This is a genomic window from Roseovarius sp. THAF8, assembly GCF_009363735.1.
Classification (GTDB): domain Bacteria; phylum Pseudomonadota; class Alphaproteobacteria; order Rhodobacterales; family Rhodobacteraceae; genus Roseovarius.
This window is the reverse complement of the sequence record NZ_CP045410.1, coordinates 3,909,094-3,922,160: the sequence shown is the minus strand read 5'-3', so window position 1 is coordinate 3,922,160 and position 13,067 is coordinate 3,909,094. Positions and strand designations below refer to the sequence as shown.

The 13,067-nt window shown below is 65.2% G+C and carries 17 protein-coding genes; 11 read left to right on the top strand and 6 right to left on the bottom strand.

Translation table 11 applies throughout. From position 1 onward, the window contains the following. Window positions 1-108 precede the first annotated feature (108 nt). Genes FIU85_RS22560 through FIU85_RS19250 form a run of 4 tightly spaced genes read right to left on the bottom strand, consistent with a single transcriptional unit; the run spans window position 109 to window position 2,782 of the window. Window positions 109-234, bottom strand: a complete 126-nt coding sequence (locus tag FIU85_RS22560; protein ID WP_302848992.1) for a hypothetical protein — start codon at window positions 232-234, stop codon at window positions 109-111. A gap of 19 nt (window positions 235-253) precedes the next feature. Then, window positions 254-1,027, bottom strand: a complete 774-nt coding sequence (locus tag FIU85_RS19260; protein WP_152492812.1) for an SUMF1/EgtB/PvdO family nonheme iron enzyme — start codon at window positions 1,025-1,027, stop codon at window positions 254-256. A 17-nt stretch (window positions 1,028-1,044) separates the two neighbouring features. Continuing rightward, a complete protein-coding gene (gene nirK / locus FIU85_RS19255; RefSeq protein ID WP_152498045.1) occupies window positions 1,045-2,298 on the bottom strand; it encodes a copper-containing nitrite reductase in 1,254 nt (417 codons plus the stop codon). 52 nt (window positions 2,299-2,350) lie between these two features. Continuing rightward, on the bottom strand, window positions 2,351-2,782 hold the full coding sequence (locus FIU85_RS19250; protein WP_152492814.1) for a pseudoazurin: 432 nt from the start codon (window positions 2,780-2,782) through the stop codon (window positions 2,351-2,353). A 147-nt stretch (window positions 2,783-2,929) separates the two neighbouring features. On the opposite strand from FIU85_RS19250, the gene FIU85_RS19245 reads away from it, so the two are divergent. Next, window positions 2,930-3,646 (top strand): Crp/Fnr family transcriptional regulator, encoded by a 717-nt coding sequence (locus FIU85_RS19245; protein ID WP_254702954.1) that lies wholly within the window; start codon window positions 2,930-2,932, stop codon window positions 3,644-3,646. Between the two features lie 6 nt (window positions 3,647-3,652). Here FIU85_RS19245 and FIU85_RS19240 read toward each other — a convergent pair whose 3' ends face one another. After that, entirely contained in the window at window positions 3,653-3,865 is a 213-nt protein-coding gene (locus tag FIU85_RS19240; protein WP_152498044.1) for a DUF1858 domain-containing protein, read from the bottom strand. 121 nt (window positions 3,866-3,986) lie between these two features. On the opposite strand from FIU85_RS19240, the gene FIU85_RS19235 reads away from it, so the two are divergent. Genes FIU85_RS19235 through FIU85_RS19195 form a run of 9 tightly spaced genes read left to right on the top strand, consistent with a single transcriptional unit; the run spans window position 3,987 to window position 11,010 of the window. Then, window positions 3,987-4,439: a cytochrome c gene (locus FIU85_RS19235; protein ID WP_152498043.1), complete on the top strand. Its 453-nt coding sequence runs from the start codon at window positions 3,987-3,989 to the stop codon at window positions 4,437-4,439. A gap of 12 nt (window positions 4,440-4,451) precedes the next feature. Then, window positions 4,452-5,801, top strand: a complete 1,350-nt coding sequence (locus tag FIU85_RS19230; protein WP_152498042.1) for a cbb3-type cytochrome c oxidase subunit I — start codon at window positions 4,452-4,454, stop codon at window positions 5,799-5,801. 3 nt (window positions 5,802-5,804) lie between these two features. Continuing rightward, the gene (locus FIU85_RS19225) at window positions 5,805-6,599 is read left to right on the top strand and encodes a CbbQ/NirQ/NorQ/GpvN family protein (protein WP_152498041.1); all 795 of its coding nucleotides are present in this window, start codon (window positions 5,805-5,807) and stop codon (window positions 6,597-6,599) included. 5 nt (window positions 6,600-6,604) lie between these two features. Beyond that, window positions 6,605-8,488 (top strand): nitric oxide reductase activation protein NorD, encoded by a 1,884-nt coding sequence (locus FIU85_RS19220; protein WP_152498040.1) that lies wholly within the window; start codon window positions 6,605-6,607, stop codon window positions 8,486-8,488. A gap of 1 nt (window position 8,489) precedes the next feature. Continuing rightward, window positions 8,490-8,666 carry a protein NnrT gene (locus FIU85_RS19215; protein ID WP_152492820.1) on the top strand — a complete coding sequence of 59 codons (177 nt, stop codon included), beginning with the start codon at window positions 8,490-8,492 and terminating at the stop codon, window positions 8,664-8,666. Continuing rightward, window positions 8,663-8,902 carry an NnrT protein gene (locus FIU85_RS19210; protein WP_152492821.1) on the top strand — a complete coding sequence of 80 codons (240 nt, stop codon included), beginning with the start codon at window positions 8,663-8,665 and terminating at the stop codon, window positions 8,900-8,902. The genes FIU85_RS19215 and FIU85_RS19210 overlap by 4 nt, the downstream gene beginning before the upstream one ends. Then, window positions 8,899-9,153 (top strand): DUF6522 family protein, encoded by a 255-nt coding sequence (locus FIU85_RS19205; RefSeq protein ID WP_152498039.1) that lies wholly within the window; start codon window positions 8,899-8,901, stop codon window positions 9,151-9,153. Before FIU85_RS19210 ends, FIU85_RS19205 begins: the two co-directional genes overlap by 4 nt. Beyond that, on the top strand, window positions 9,153-10,340 hold the full coding sequence (locus FIU85_RS19200; protein ID WP_152498038.1) for an NnrS family protein: 1,188 nt from the start codon (window positions 9,153-9,155) through the stop codon (window positions 10,338-10,340). The genes FIU85_RS19205 and FIU85_RS19200 overlap by 1 nt, the downstream gene beginning before the upstream one ends. Before the next feature lies 1 nt (window position 10,341). Then, window positions 10,342-11,010, top strand: coding sequence for an NnrU family protein (locus tag FIU85_RS19195; protein ID WP_152498037.1), 669 nt, complete (start codon window positions 10,342-10,344; stop codon window positions 11,008-11,010). 11 nt (window positions 11,011-11,021) lie between these two features. Here the strand turns inward: FIU85_RS19195 and FIU85_RS19190 are convergent, their stop codons facing one another. Then, complete coding sequence (locus FIU85_RS19190) at window positions 11,022-11,792, bottom strand: phosphatase PAP2 family protein (RefSeq protein WP_152498036.1); 771 nt, start codon at window positions 11,790-11,792, stop codon at window positions 11,022-11,024. Between the two features lie 243 nt (window positions 11,793-12,035). Here FIU85_RS19190 and phnD point away from each other — a divergent pair, with 243 nt between their 5' ends. Beyond that, window positions 12,036-13,013 carry a phosphate/phosphite/phosphonate ABC transporter substrate-binding protein gene (gene phnD / locus FIU85_RS19185; RefSeq protein WP_172978929.1) on the top strand — a complete coding sequence of 326 codons (978 nt, stop codon included), beginning with the start codon at window positions 12,036-12,038 and terminating at the stop codon, window positions 13,011-13,013. Window positions 13,014-13,067: the final 54 nt, after the last annotated feature.

Here is a 13,067-nt window from a genome sequence, read left to right as displayed (position 1 = left end):
GGCCGTGTCGTCCTCCCATCCTCCCGGTCGGCATGACCCCGCAAGCGCAACGGCCCGCCCCCTCTCGGCGGGCCGTTCTGCTGTCGCCCCGTCAGTCCGGCCGTTCCTTCATCGGACTGCGCGAACCTGCTCGAGGATCGGGGCGATCACGTCGAAATCGCGCTCCTCGCGGATGAGCACCCAGGCGGGAACTGATGTCAGCAATGCCCGACAAAGCCCGTCGGCCTCTGTCATCGGCCAGCCTGCATGGATCTCAGCTGCCCCGATGAGGCGTCCCGATCTCCGTGTCGCTGACCAGGCGCATCCCCAGATGGGCCGGCGGCGATCCCACGGCGCATCCGCCGCGGGCCGGGTCGCGGATAAGGTAGGACATCGCGGTGACATGTTCGCCGCCGACGTAGAACGCAGGACAGCGTGATGGATCGGCGTCGCCCGATGCGCCCGAGAAACATTCCTGCGTCCACTCCCATACGCTTCCGTCAAGATCGGCAACACCCTCGGGAGAGGTCGAAAAACTCCCCCGCGGCTTCAGCGCACGCGGCGCCAAGCCTTCGACCAAGTAGGTCGAGGCCCATGTGAGCGAAGGATCGGTGAAGATCGGATCGGCTTCGTCCGGCAGGACGGACGCCGCCATCTCGGTCCACTCGCCTGCGGTGGGCAGTCGGAAAGTCACGCCTGTCGCGTTATTGATCCACTCAAGATATTCACCGACATCGACATAGCTCAGGCCCGTCGCGGGCGTCAGCCTGGCGTCCTGGTCCGGCCGGACCCGCAGATGCAGGGCGCAGGCGCCCTGATCGTGGCAAATGTTCCATTCGGCCACGCTGACCTCGTACTTCTGGACGTAGAGCTTTGCTCCGGTAGACAGCGTGACGGGGGTTGCCGCCATTTCCGGCAGCAGCGCCGGATCGTATCCGGCACCGCGCCGGGTCAGCGCGGTGCCGAAAAGAACCGCCGCGATGATCAGCAGCGCAACCAGAAGAAGGGACACCTTCAGGCCGGGCTTGCATGTCATCGCGGCGGTCATGTTCCCGCTCCTTTCGCTCAGCTTTCGAACGGTCGCGGCTCCACGACCTGTTCCATCAGGGTGTTGTCCCACGCCCCCTCGACGACGAAGTGCGCGGTCCCGCCCAGCATGGCGCCGATGATCAGGTTGTGGTTCACGTAGGCATAGACGCCCGGCTGCTCGAACGTGTACATCGCCGCCGCCGCACTGCCGCCACGGACGAACCACGTCTCCATGCCCGTGAGCGGCGGATCGGTGAACGAGCTTTCCCAGACATAGTTGCCATGCCCGCCGATCAGGTGCGGGCGGCTGTCCACGTTGCACGAGTTGTGCACCATCAGGACCGTCTCGCCAACCTTCGCCTTCAGCGCGTGTTCGCCGGTCAGCGCACCGACCGCGCCGTTGAACACCTGGTGCGTGGGCACGAGCGTGCGCATCGCCTCGAGGCTGTCGGCATAGTCATCCCCGGCGGCGTCATAGCTCTTGTAATCGCCGTTCTCGTCCATCGGCAGGTAATAGTCCTGCTCGCCAATATAGGCGATGCTGTCATAGCGCAGCGGATTGCCCTGCCCATCCTTCAGCCCGTCTCGCGGCAGCACCATGATGGCGCCGTTCATGCCATGCGCGACGTGATACGGGATCATCGCGCCACCCGGGGCGCAGTGATAGGTAAAGCATCCCGGTTTGGTCGCCTTCCAGCGCAGCACGCATTCCTCGCCGGGATAGACATGGGTCAGGCCACCGCCGCCCAGCGCACCCGTGGAGGCGTGGAAGTCGATATTGTGCTCCATCATCGAATCTGCGGGGTTGCGCAGGGTCAGCTCGACCATGTCGCCCTCGTGGCAGATGATCAGCGGGCCGGGCACCGAACCGTTATAGGTCAAGGCCCAGACGCTGGCCCCGGTATCCTCGTCGACGACCATCAGGCGCTCTTCGGTGACCATGGTGATCTCGATGATCTTGGGCCCGCCGGTGGCGACCTGTTCGTGTTCCGGCGCGAAGGGCGGCGCCACAAGCTTCTGGTTGACGCGGGTATAGCCTGACAGGTCGGCCGGTTTCGCGGTGCTGGCGGACGCATCGTCGGCGGCCGCCTTGTGAAGCTTGCGCGAGACCGCGTCGGCCTTCAGCGGCTCTTGCGGGCGGCGGGCCGCCATTGCGCCCGCGCCGGTCATGGCGGCGGCGCCGGTCATGGCGGCGGCGCCGGTCATGGCGGCGGCGCCGGCCAGGATCGATCCGCGCAGCACGTTGCGGCGACTGGTTTTTGTCAGGCCTGGGTTGATGAACTTGGTCATTCTATCCTCCTGGGAAATGGGTGCGGCGGACAACCCCGCGCGCACCGCTGCATCACATGTTGCTCAGTTGCTCTTCGAAACGGGCCTTGGCCTTCTTCGGCACGCGCCCCTCAAGGAAGCCCTCGGGCGCCTCGACATCGCCAACGGCGATGGTCATCACCATGCCCATGGCGTAGTGCGGCTTGCAGATCACGGCATAGACACCCTCGGTGTCCAACGTGACCTCGATCTCCTCGTTGATCTTGCCCTTGAAGCCCTCGGCGCCGTCCGGGATCATGTCCTTCGCGGTCTCGGCGTTGTGGCCCTTGTCGGCGGCGACGAACTTGATCGTGTCGCCCGGCGCGGCCTGCACGAAGGCCGGCTCGAAAACCATGCGCTCGCCATCCGCGCCCTTGTTCAGCATCTTGACTTCGAACGTTTCGGCGAAGGCAGCGCCCCCCATCAGGGCCGCGAGTGCCAGGCCGGTTGCCAGTGTGCGGATCATCGGTCTCTTCCTTTCGGATCTCTGTTTCGGTTGACTGAAACATACCGCGTCCCCGCCGAGCGCTTTTTGCTCTGGCACAAACTTCTGCGCGTTGACGTGGAAAATGCGTGTTGGTCCGACGCCCCGGAATGTGGCAGAACCCCGGGCATGGAGCCTTCCCCTTCGCGCAAGACACTGCCCCGACTCGACGAGAGCCTGCTGACGCACCTGCCGCCGTTCTCGCGACTCGAGAAACGGCAGATCCGTACGGTCCTGGATCAGGCGTCGTCCCGGCGCTACGACGAGGGCGTGGCGATCTTTCAGGAAGGTCACTCGGCGGAGCGTTTCTTCATGCTGCTCGACGGTTATGTCCGGGTCGTGCGCATCACGCCCACCGGCGAACAGGTCACCGCCCTGCACATCCCGCCGGGCCAACTGATCGGCATCGCCAGCGCCATCGGACGCGATACCTATCCGGCGACGGCGATGACCGCGTCGGAATCGCTTGCGCTCAGCTGGCCGATGCACCTGTGGGACAGCTTCGTCGCGGACTACGACGGCTTTGCCACCGAAACCTACAAGACACTGGGCCAGCGGCTCGGCGAAGTGCAGAACAAGATCGTGGAAATGGCCACGCAGCAGGTCGAACAGCGGGTCGCCAACGCGCTACTGCGTCTGGTCAACCAGACGGGCCGCAAGGTGGAAAACGGGATCGAGATCGATTTCCCGATCACGCGACAGGACCTGTCCGAACTGACCGCGACCACCCTGCACACCGTCAGCCGCCTGCTCAGCGGCTGGGAAAAGCAGGGATTGGTCGAAAGCCGCCGCAAGCGCATTGTCGTGCGCGATCCGCACGCGCTGGTGGTTCTCAGCCAGAAATAACCGCGGTCAACTCCGCTCTGCCGCCTGCCTGAGTTCCGCCAGGAAGTCCTCCTCGTCCAGGTGATACTCGGCACAGGCGTCGGTCACGGTGTGAAACGGGCTGACAAGGCACCCGACGCACAGCATCCCGTGTCGCACGAAGACCGGGATCGTCTGCGGCCACGCCGTCATCAGGTCGGCCAAGGGCAGATCGGGGTCGTCCAGGCGGGCGCGGGACATGGGCTTTCTCCTTTCCCCTCTCAGCCTACCCGGCCAATCGCGCCGAACTTTGCGCTGGCACAAACTTCGGCCCCGGAGGCGCGGCTACGAATGGGCATCCCGCTTTCAAGGAGGCCCGAACATGGCTGAAATTCTCACGAAATCCCGGGCGCGAAACATCTTCTATGGGGGCTCGATCTTTTTCGTCGCGGTCTTCGTGGCGATGACCGTCCACTCGCACCGCTATGTGGTGCAGACCTCGACCGCCGGAATGCCTCTCACCGAAGAGGTGCGCCACGGCAAACACGTGTGGGAGGAACATTCCTGCATCAACTGTCACAGCCTGCACGGCGAAGGGGCCTATTTCGCCCCCGAGCTTGGCAACGTCATGACCCGCTGGGGCGTGCTGGACAGTCCCGACGACGCCTTCGAGATGCTCAAGGGCTGGATCGAAAGCCAACCCAGCGGCATCGAAGGACGCCGCCAGATGCCACGCTACGAACTGACCGACGAGGACCTTCGCGGCCTGTCGGAATTCCTGCGCTGGACCGATCAGACAGACACCCAGGGCTGGCCGCCCAACGACGCCGGATAAGGAGGCGAACCCATGAAATACGAATCTCAGAAAGTGGCGTACTGGTACATCCTCGCCTCGCTGGCCCTTTTCGGAATCCAGGTGGCGGGCGGGCTTTTGGCGGGCTGGATCTACGTCTCGCCCAATTTCCTGTCCGAACTGCTGCCCTTCAACGTGATCCGGATGATCCACACCAACGCGCTGATCGTCTGGCTTCTGCTGGGCTTCTTCGGTGCGGCCTATTTCCTCGTGCCCGAAGAATCGGAACGCGAGATATGGTCGCCGAAACTGGCCTATCTGCAACTCATCATCCTGCTCGTGGGCACGCTGGGCGCGGTCGGCTCCTACCTCGTCGGCATCCATGGCGGGCGCGAGTTTCTCGAACAGCCCCTGTGGGTCAAGTTCGGCATCCTCGTCGCCGCGGTCATCTTCCTCGTGAACATCTCGATGACGGTGCTGTCGGGCAAGAGGACGGCCATCACCAACGTGCTGCTCATGGGCCTGTGGCTCCTGTCGCTGCTCTGGATCTTCGCCTTCATCAACCCCGACAACCTGAGCCTCGACAAGATGTACTGGTGGTTCGTCGTCCACCTCTGGGTCGAAGCGACCTGGGAACTGGTGATGGCCGCGATCCTGGCCTTCCTGCTGCTGAAGCTGACCGGCGTGGACCGCGAAGTGGTGGAAAAATGGCTCTACGTCATCGTCGCCACCGCGCTCTTCTCGGGCATTCTCGGCACCGGGCACCACTTCTACTGGATCGGCTTGCCGGGCTACTGGCAGTGGGTCGGCTCGATCTTCTCGACCTTCGAGGTGATCCCGTTCTTCCTGATGATGTCGTTCGCCTTCGTCATGGTCTGGAAGGGCCGCAAGAACCACCCGAACAAGGCTGCCCTGCTGTGGTCGCTGGGGTCCTCCACCGTCGCGTTCTTCGGCGCGGGTGTCTGGGGCTTCCTGCACACGTTGCACGGGGTGAATTTCTACAGCCACGGCACGCAGATCACCGCGGCGCACGGCCACCTTGCCTTCTACGGCGCCTACGTTGCCCTCAACCTGGCGTTCTTCAGCTATGCCATGCCGATGCTGCGCCAGCGCGAACCCTACAACCAGGTGCTCAACATGGCCAGCTTCTGGCTGATGACCGGGGGGATGGCCTTCATGACCTTCGTGCTGACCTTCGCGGGCACCATCCAGACGCATATGCAGCGCGTCGTGGGCGACTATTACATGGACGTGCAGGACAGCCTGTCGGTCTTCTACCTGATGCGCTTCGGCGCCGGGGCGGCCGTGGTGATCGGCGCGCTTCTCTTCATCTACTCGATGCTGGTCGTGCGCCGGAAAGAGGTGATCACCCCCGGCCCCGCCAACCCTGTTCCGGGAGAATGAGCGATGAACATGGAAAACAAGCCCACCCTGCCGTTCTATCAACCCACGGGCCGCGAATGCGATCTGTTCGAGACGGCCCATGACAACGGTTTGCCCCTTCTTCTGAAGGGGCCGACCGGCTGCGGCAAGACCCGCTTCGTCGAGCATATGACGGCGCGTCTGGGCAAGCCGCTCTATACCGTGGCCTGCCATGACGACCTCTCGGCGGCAGACCTGATCGGGCGCTACCTGCTCAAGGGGGGTGAAACGGTCTGGGTCGACGGCCCCCTGACCCGCGCCGTGCGCGAGGGCGGGATCTGTTACCTCGACGAGGTCGTCGAGGCGCGCAAGGACGTCACCGTGGTCCTGCACCCGCTGACCGACACCCGCCGCACCCTGATGATCGACCGCACCGGCGAGGAACTGGTGGCGCCTGCGGGCTTCATGCTCGTGGCGTCCTACAACCCGGGTTATCAGAACGTGCTCAAGCGGTTGAAACCCTCCACCCGGCAGCGCTTCCTGTCGATCTCCTTCGACTTCCCCGATGCGGAAACCGAGATCGCCGTCGTCGCCGCCGAAAGCCGGCTGGAGCCGGGACGCGTCGCACCGCTGGTGCGGCTCGCCGGGCATATAAGGCGGCTGTCGGGCATGGACTTGGAGGAGGGCGTTTCGACCCGTCTGCTGATCTATGCCGCGACGCTCATGGCAGGCGGCATGGGAGTCGTTCAGGCGCTCGAGGCCGCTGTTATCGAGCCCCTCAGCGACGAGCCGGACGTGCAGCAGGCGCTGCGCGACCTCGTCGAGACAATCTACGGGTAAGCGCGATGCACCTTCTCGATCTCATGGAACCGGAAGAGACCGTCGGCAACCTCTGGCATGACATGGCCAGCCGGATCGGGGCCGAGGTCAGCTACCCCGATGCGAGCGTCACGCTCGCTTCGGTCCGCTCAAGCCTTGCCGTGCTGTTCCGGTCGCTGGGCGGCGCGCCGGGGGTCGAACTGTCCGAGGTCGCCGCGTCGCTGGTGCGCCACCGTCGGCCCCTGCGGCGCAAGCTGGGGGCCGAGCGCGATCACGAATGGGTCGCCCGGTTCGACGGCGAGCGGCTGGCCCTGCCGCCCTTCATCGCCGCCTTTCCGGACCCCGCCCTCAACCGTGCGGCCTATTTCTGGCTGACTGCACTGGCGGCCTGCTCCGACATCGGCGCCTTCGACTTCGCCGCAGGCGGCCCCGCCCTCGACTGCGCCCAGATCCGGGCCAACATTGCGGCGGCTGACGCGGCCTATGCCACCTGCCCCGGCCTGCGGCAAAGCTATGCGCAGATGGCCTTGTTCTGCGCCGAGACACGTCCGAACGTCCTCCGCCCGGCGCAGGAGGCGGCCATGGAAGCCGCCATTCTCGATCAGCTTTTCGGGGCGAGACCGGCGCTTGCGCCCACCCCGGCCCCGCGCGGCTACATGCCCGCGGCACCCGTGCCGATCTGGCTGCGTTTCGCCGACCCCGGCTCCGGCGCCCCGGCGGGCGACGAAGAGGCCGATCCGGCAGCACCCCCGCCAGACGCCGCCCATACCTCCCGCAAACCGGGAGAGCGCAAGGACCAGGATCAGCAGAACCGCAAGGACAGCTTCATCATCCACCGTTTCGAGTCGATTCTGTCATGGGTCGAGTCGATGAATATCAACCGCAGCGTCGACGATGACGACGACGAGAACGCCCAGAAGGCCGCCGACGACCAGGACCGGATCACCCTGTCGAAACACGACCGCAAGGCCGCCACCCGCCTGCGCCTGCATCTCGATCTGTCGCCAGCCGATGCCGATCACGAGGCGCTGGCCGGGGAATACACCTATGCCGAATGGAACCACCGCAGCCGCAGCTACATGCCCGGCCATTGCCGTGTGCTCGACGCGCCCGCGCGGCCCGGCGGTGCGCCATTCGTGCCCGATGCCCGCCGCATGCGCGAGGTCCGCCGCCAGTTCGAGGCGCTGCGCCCGCGCCGGATCCTGCAACCGCGCCAGGTGGACGGCTCCGAACTTGACCTCGACGCCCTGCTGACCGCCCGCGCCGACCTGGCCGCCACCGGGCGCGGCTCGGACCGCATCTGGCAATCTGCCCGCCAGACCGACCGGGACCTCTCCGTGGCATTCCTGATCGACACCTCCCGCTCGACCGAGGCCGCCATCGGCGACACCTCGGTGATCGAGGTTGCGCGCGAGGCGATGGCGGCACTTGCCGGGGGCATCGACGCGGCGGGCGACCGCCTGGGCATCTGGGGGTTCTCGTCCCTGCGCCGCGACCGCGTCTTCCTGACATGCTGCAAGGATTTCGACGCCCCCATGTCGCCGGACGTCACCGCTAATATCGGCTCGCTCAGCCCCGGCCACTACACCCGCCTCGGCGTCGCGATCCGCCATGTCAGCGCCCAACTGGCCGACCAGCCAAGCGCCCGCAAGCTGCTGATCGTGCTGACCGACGGCAAGCCCAACGACCTTGACCATTACGAGGGGCAACACGGCATCGAGGACAGCCACATGGCCGTGCGCGAGGCCCGCAATGCCGGGCAAAGCCTGCATGGCATCATCATCGACGAGGACGGCCAGGATTGGTTCGCCCGTATCTTCGGGCGCGGCGGCTTTACCCTGTTGCCCGATCCCGAACGCCTGACCCGGGCCCTGCCCGACATCTACCGCACCCTGACGCAGGAGACCTGACATGCGCAGACTGATCCTTCCCTTCGCCACGCTCTTCGCTTCGCCCGCGATTGCCGAGAGCTTCGACCGGCCCATCCCGCAAGCCCAGTCGGCCACCGCCGAGTTCTGGTACGCGATGGCCTGCATCGCGCTCCTCGCATCGATGATCGCGGTGCACAGACTGGTGTCGCGCAGATGACCCGGCAGGGGTGGTCCACCCGGCGCATCGCGCTGGCGCTCTACCCGTTCGGCGCGGGCGCGGCGGCGGTCAACGTCTTCTTCGCCTCGCTGATCTTCAGCTGGCTCGGTGCGCCGGTCGCCTCGACGGCGTGGTCGCTGGGACTGGGCTGTGGTATCGGGGCGCCCGCGACGTGGTATTTCGCGCGGCATATCCGTCACCTGATGGATGTCGCGGAGGGAAAGGAGGCGTCATGAAGATCGACATGCAGACCGGCCAGCCCGTGATCGACGCGGCCGACCTCGCCGGGCTGCTGGACCTGACCCCGGAAGAGGTGCGCGACAGGATGCGCGACGGCCGGATCACGACCCGGCTGGAAACCGGCGCGGACGACGACGCCGGGAAGATGCGGCTCAGTTTTTTTCACGATGACATGCGCGTGCGCCTGACCTGTTCCGAGGACGGAACGGTGCTCAAGACCCTGCGCACCAGAACGGGACAGCGATGATGGCAAAGACATCGGCAGAACAGATGCGGGCGTGGCAGGGCCCGGCGCTCTTCAGCTTCGGCTTCCGGCCCTTCTTCCTGTTCGGGGCGCTTTGGGTCGCGCTGGCGATGCTCTTGTGGCTGCCCGCCCTCTCGGGGACGATTACGCTGCCGACGCGCTTCGACCCGGTGTCGTGGCATGCGCATGAATTCCTGTTCGGCTATCTCGGCGCGGTCCTGGCAGGCTTCCTGCTGACGGCAGTGCCGAACTGGACCGGCCGCTTGCCGATGGTGGGCTGGCGGTTGGCGGCGCTCTTCGCGCTCTGGGCTGCAGGGCGCGTGGCGGTGCTGGTCTCGGGCCACCTGCCCTCGGCAGTCGCGCCGGTCATCGACCTGGCCTTTCCGCTGGTGCTGGGCGGCCTGATCCTGCGCGAGATCGTGGCGGGCCGAAACTGGCGCAACCTGGTCGTGCTGGGCCTTCTGGCCGTCTTCACGCTGTCCAACGGGATTTTCCATATCGAGGCCCTTACGGGGGCTTACGCAACCCAAGGCTTCGGCCTGCGCCTCGGCCTTGCGACCGGCATCATGATGATCGCCGTGATCGGCGGGCGGATCATCCCGTCCTTCACCCGCAACTGGCTGGCGCAGCACGACGATCCGGCGCGTCCCGCCCCGCCGATGCAACGCTTCGACAAGATCGTACTGCTGGCCAGCATGGTGATCCTGACGCATTGGGTCGTCCGGCCGTTTGCAACACAAACCGGCGCGGCGCTGATCGTTCTAGGCGGCCTGCACCTTGCCCGGCAGGCCCGCTGGCAGCCACATCATACCCTGCGCGAACCGCTGTTGTGGGTGCTGCACGCGGCCTACCTGTTCATCCCGCTGGGTGCCTTCGCGCTCGGGCTCGACCAGATCCTGGGCCATCCGGGCACCGCCGGTGCGCAGCACCTCTGGATGGCCGGGGCCATCGGCGCGACGACCCTCGCCGTGATGACCCGCGCCAGCCTGGGCCACACCGGGCAGAGCCTCACCGCGAACCGGGCGACCGTTGCGATTTATCTCTGTCTCTTCGGCTCGGTCCTCGCCCGGTTCGGCGCCTCGATCCATCCGGGACTCATGCATGTGTCAGGGGCGCTCTGGCTGGCGGCCTTCGTGGGGTTCGCAATCGGCTACGGCCCGTCACTCCTGCGCCCGAAACCGGAGAAGTAACATGGGATGGACCGGATTTGCGGCCGTCTTCGCGGCCTTCTTCCTGACGCACTCGATCCCCGTGCGCCCCGCAATCAAGTCCCGGATTGCGGGGAAAATCGGCACGCGCGGCTTCGGGATGGCCTACTCCGCCCTTTCGACCGGGATGCTGGCGCTGCTGATCTGGTCCGCCGGCGAGGCACCCTACGTTCAGCTCTGGCCGCAGATGGAATGGCACCGCCATGCCGCACATCTGGGGATGCTGTCTGTCTGCCTCGTCCTCGCACTGAGCATCGGGCGACCGAATCCATTTTCCTTCGGCGGCGCGCGGAACGCGTGTTTCGACGCATCCCGTCCCGGCATCGTAGGCTGGACACGGCACCCTGTCCTGCTGGCGCTGGCGCTGTGGGCTGGTGTCCACCTTCTACCCAACGGAGACCTTGCGCATGTTATTCTGTTCGGCATGCTGGGCGGCTTCGCTCTCGCCGGTCGCGCCGTGCTCGACCGGCGCAAACGACGGGTGCTCGGAACATCCCTCTGGGCCAGGCTGGACACCGCACGCAAGGCTGGGCCACGGCTTCATGCGCCGCACTCCTGGTCCGGCCTGCTCATCCGGCTGCTCGCGGGCCTTGCGGCCTTCGCCGCGCTCTTGCTGGCCCATCCGCACGTGATCGGCGTGTCCGCACTCTGACGCTGTCACGGTCACTCGTCGGGCGACATATCCAACCGCGCGTCCGTGCTGGCCGGCGCGCCGCCGACCGGATGCCGCGTCGAATGTCCACCATCCGAAAGGTTGCGTGCAAAGATCAGGCAGACCATTGCCCAGGCCCCACCCGCCAGCCAGCCAGCGGCAACGTCGGTCGGCCAGTGCACGCCCAGATAGACCCGGCTGACGCCGACCAATACCGTCAGCAGGACCGCGACGCTCATGACATAAACCTTGAGATGGAAACGCGGCTGCACGCGGGCGATCAGAACCCCCATCGTCAGGTATGCGACCGCCGCCATCATCGAATGGCCCGAGGGGAAACTGGCACTATGCACGAGCGACCCGTGCGGCACGAGGTCGGGCCGTGAGCGGTCGAAGAATTCCTTCGCAAAACTGCTGATCAGAATGCCACCACCCACGGAGACCAGGATATAGATCGTCGTCGTCCATCGCCTCAGCAGCAGGAAAAAGACCGACACGACCAGCGTCATGAGCGTCAGTGCCGCGACTCCCCCCAACGCGGTGAAATCGCGCCCCATCTCTTCGAGCCACCACGGGCCAATCGGATCCGAAAGATCGTCGGTGCTCCGCAACATCAGCAGGATGTCGCGGTCGATATCGCTGGTCGCGCCTTCGACAACTTCGTCGACAAGTTCGGACAGCGCCCAGGTCGCCGCAACGATGACGCTCAGAATGACGACAAAGGTCATCTCGACATTGTGGCGTGCCTGGCGAAGCAATCCTGAGAACTGGCTGATTTTCATGTACTCACAGGTCTTTCCTCACAGGTCTTTCGTTGCGTCACCAAGGGCAAATGGAACGCGTCATCGCCGACCGCAATACCGTATTCCTGCTGACCGAAAATTCAAACCGCTCGCAATTTCCCTCGGGACCGGCAAAGGCGGCATCCCCAGACAAACATTGCAAGTTTTCGATAATAGTGCCGTGCTCACACAATTGCATCCGGGAAACGTTTGCAGACAAAATACCAAATGGGAGGATACATGATGAACAGGATCTTGACCTACGGGGCGACGCTATCTGCCGTGATCGCGCTGTCCGCCGACGCGGCGTTCGCGCAGGAAGAAGAGACCGCCCATCTCGACAGCCAGTACACCGACGCGGACGGCGACCTCGTTGCCGACGCGCCCGAGGATGAAGGCGCCCTGCGCGACCCCGACACGCTGATCTTTGCCTACACGCCGGTGGAGGACCCGGCGATCTACGAGGATATCTGGACGCCCTTCATCGAGCATCTGGAGGAAAAGACCGGCAAGGACGTGCAATTCTTTGCGGTTCAGTCGAACTCTGCCGAGGTCGAGGCCATGCGCTCGGGACGCCTGCATATCGCGGGCTTCTCGACCGGCCCGACGCCTTTCGCGGTGAACCTCGCAGGGGCCGTTCCCTTCGCGATCATGGGGGCCGATGACGGTCAGTTCGGCTACAAGCTGCAGATCTACACGCAGGCCGACAGCGACATCAAGGAAGTGGCCGACATGGCCGGCAAGCGCATCGCACACACCTCTCCGACATCCAACACGGGCAACCAGGCGCCAAGGGCCCTGTTCCCCGACCTCGGTGTCGTCCCGGACCAGGACTATGAAGTGACCTATTCCGGCAGCCACGATCAGTCGATGCTGGGCGTGGTGGCAGGCGACTATGACGCCGCACCCGTCGCGTCCGAGGTGGTCGACCGGATGGCCGAGCGCGGCCTTTACGATCCCGAGGACGTTCGCATCGTCTGGGAAAGCGATCCGTTCCCGACCACCTCCTACGCCTACGCGCATGACCTGACGCCCGAGCTGAAGAAGAGCATCGAAGACGCGTTCTTCAGCTTCGACTTCGAAGGCACCGCACTGGGCGAAGAGTTCACCGGCGTGTCGAAATTCATTCCGATCACCTACAAGGATCAATGGCGCGTCATCCGCCAGATCCAGAAGGCCAACGGCGTCGAGTATACGCCGCAGGGGCTTGCTGCGGAATAATGCGCCATATCGACAGGACCGGCGCGCTTCGTGCCGGTCCTCGTCCGGAGGAAC

Coding starts and splice junctions, on each gene's coding strand:
- FIU85_RS19250 (WP_152492814.1), bottom strand. CDS start 2,782: ATGATCCGCACACTGGCAACCGGCCTGGCACTCGCGGCCCTGATGGGG.
- FIU85_RS19200 (WP_152498038.1), top strand. CDS start 9,153: ATGGCAAAGACATCGGCAGAACAGATGCGGGCGTGGCAGGGCCCGGCG.
- FIU85_RS19225 (WP_152498041.1), top strand. CDS start 5,805: ATGAACATGGAAAACAAGCCCACCCTGCCGTTCTATCAACCCACGGGC.
- FIU85_RS19205 (WP_152498039.1), top strand. CDS start 8,899: ATGAAGATCGACATGCAGACCGGCCAGCCCGTGATCGACGCGGCCGAC.
- FIU85_RS19190 (WP_152498036.1), bottom strand. CDS start 11,792: ATGAAAATCAGCCAGTTCTCAGGATTGCTTCGCCAGGCACGCCACAAT.
- FIU85_RS19240 (WP_152498044.1), bottom strand. CDS start 3,865: ATGTCCCGCGCCCGCCTGGACGACCCCGATCTGCCCTTGGCCGACCTG.
- FIU85_RS19260 (WP_152492812.1), bottom strand. CDS start 1,027: ATGACCGCCGCGATGACATGCAAGCCCGGCCTGAAGGTGTCCCTTCTT.
- FIU85_RS19245 (WP_254702954.1), top strand. CDS start 2,930: ATGGAGCCTTCCCCTTCGCGCAAGACACTGCCCCGACTCGACGAGAGC.
- nirK (WP_152498045.1), bottom strand. CDS start 2,298: ATGACCAAGTTCATCAACCCAGGCCTGACAAAAACCAGTCGCCGCAAC.
- FIU85_RS19220 (WP_152498040.1), top strand. CDS start 6,605: ATGCACCTTCTCGATCTCATGGAACCGGAAGAGACCGTCGGCAACCTC.
- FIU85_RS22560 (WP_302848992.1), bottom strand. CDS start 234: ATGACAGAGGCCGACGGGCTTTGTCGGGCATTGCTGACATCAGTTCCC.
- FIU85_RS19195 (WP_152498037.1), top strand. CDS start 10,342: ATGGGATGGACCGGATTTGCGGCCGTCTTCGCGGCCTTCTTCCTGACG.
- FIU85_RS19210 (WP_152492821.1), top strand. CDS start 8,663: ATGACCCGGCAGGGGTGGTCCACCCGGCGCATCGCGCTGGCGCTCTAC.
- FIU85_RS19230 (WP_152498042.1), top strand. CDS start 4,452: ATGAAATACGAATCTCAGAAAGTGGCGTACTGGTACATCCTCGCCTCG.
- FIU85_RS19235 (WP_152498043.1), top strand. CDS start 3,987: ATGGCTGAAATTCTCACGAAATCCCGGGCGCGAAACATCTTCTATGGG.
- FIU85_RS19215 (WP_152492820.1), top strand. CDS start 8,490: ATGCGCAGACTGATCCTTCCCTTCGCCACGCTCTTCGCTTCGCCCGCG.
- phnD (WP_172978929.1), top strand. CDS start 12,036: ATGAACAGGATCTTGACCTACGGGGCGACGCTATCTGCCGTGATCGCG.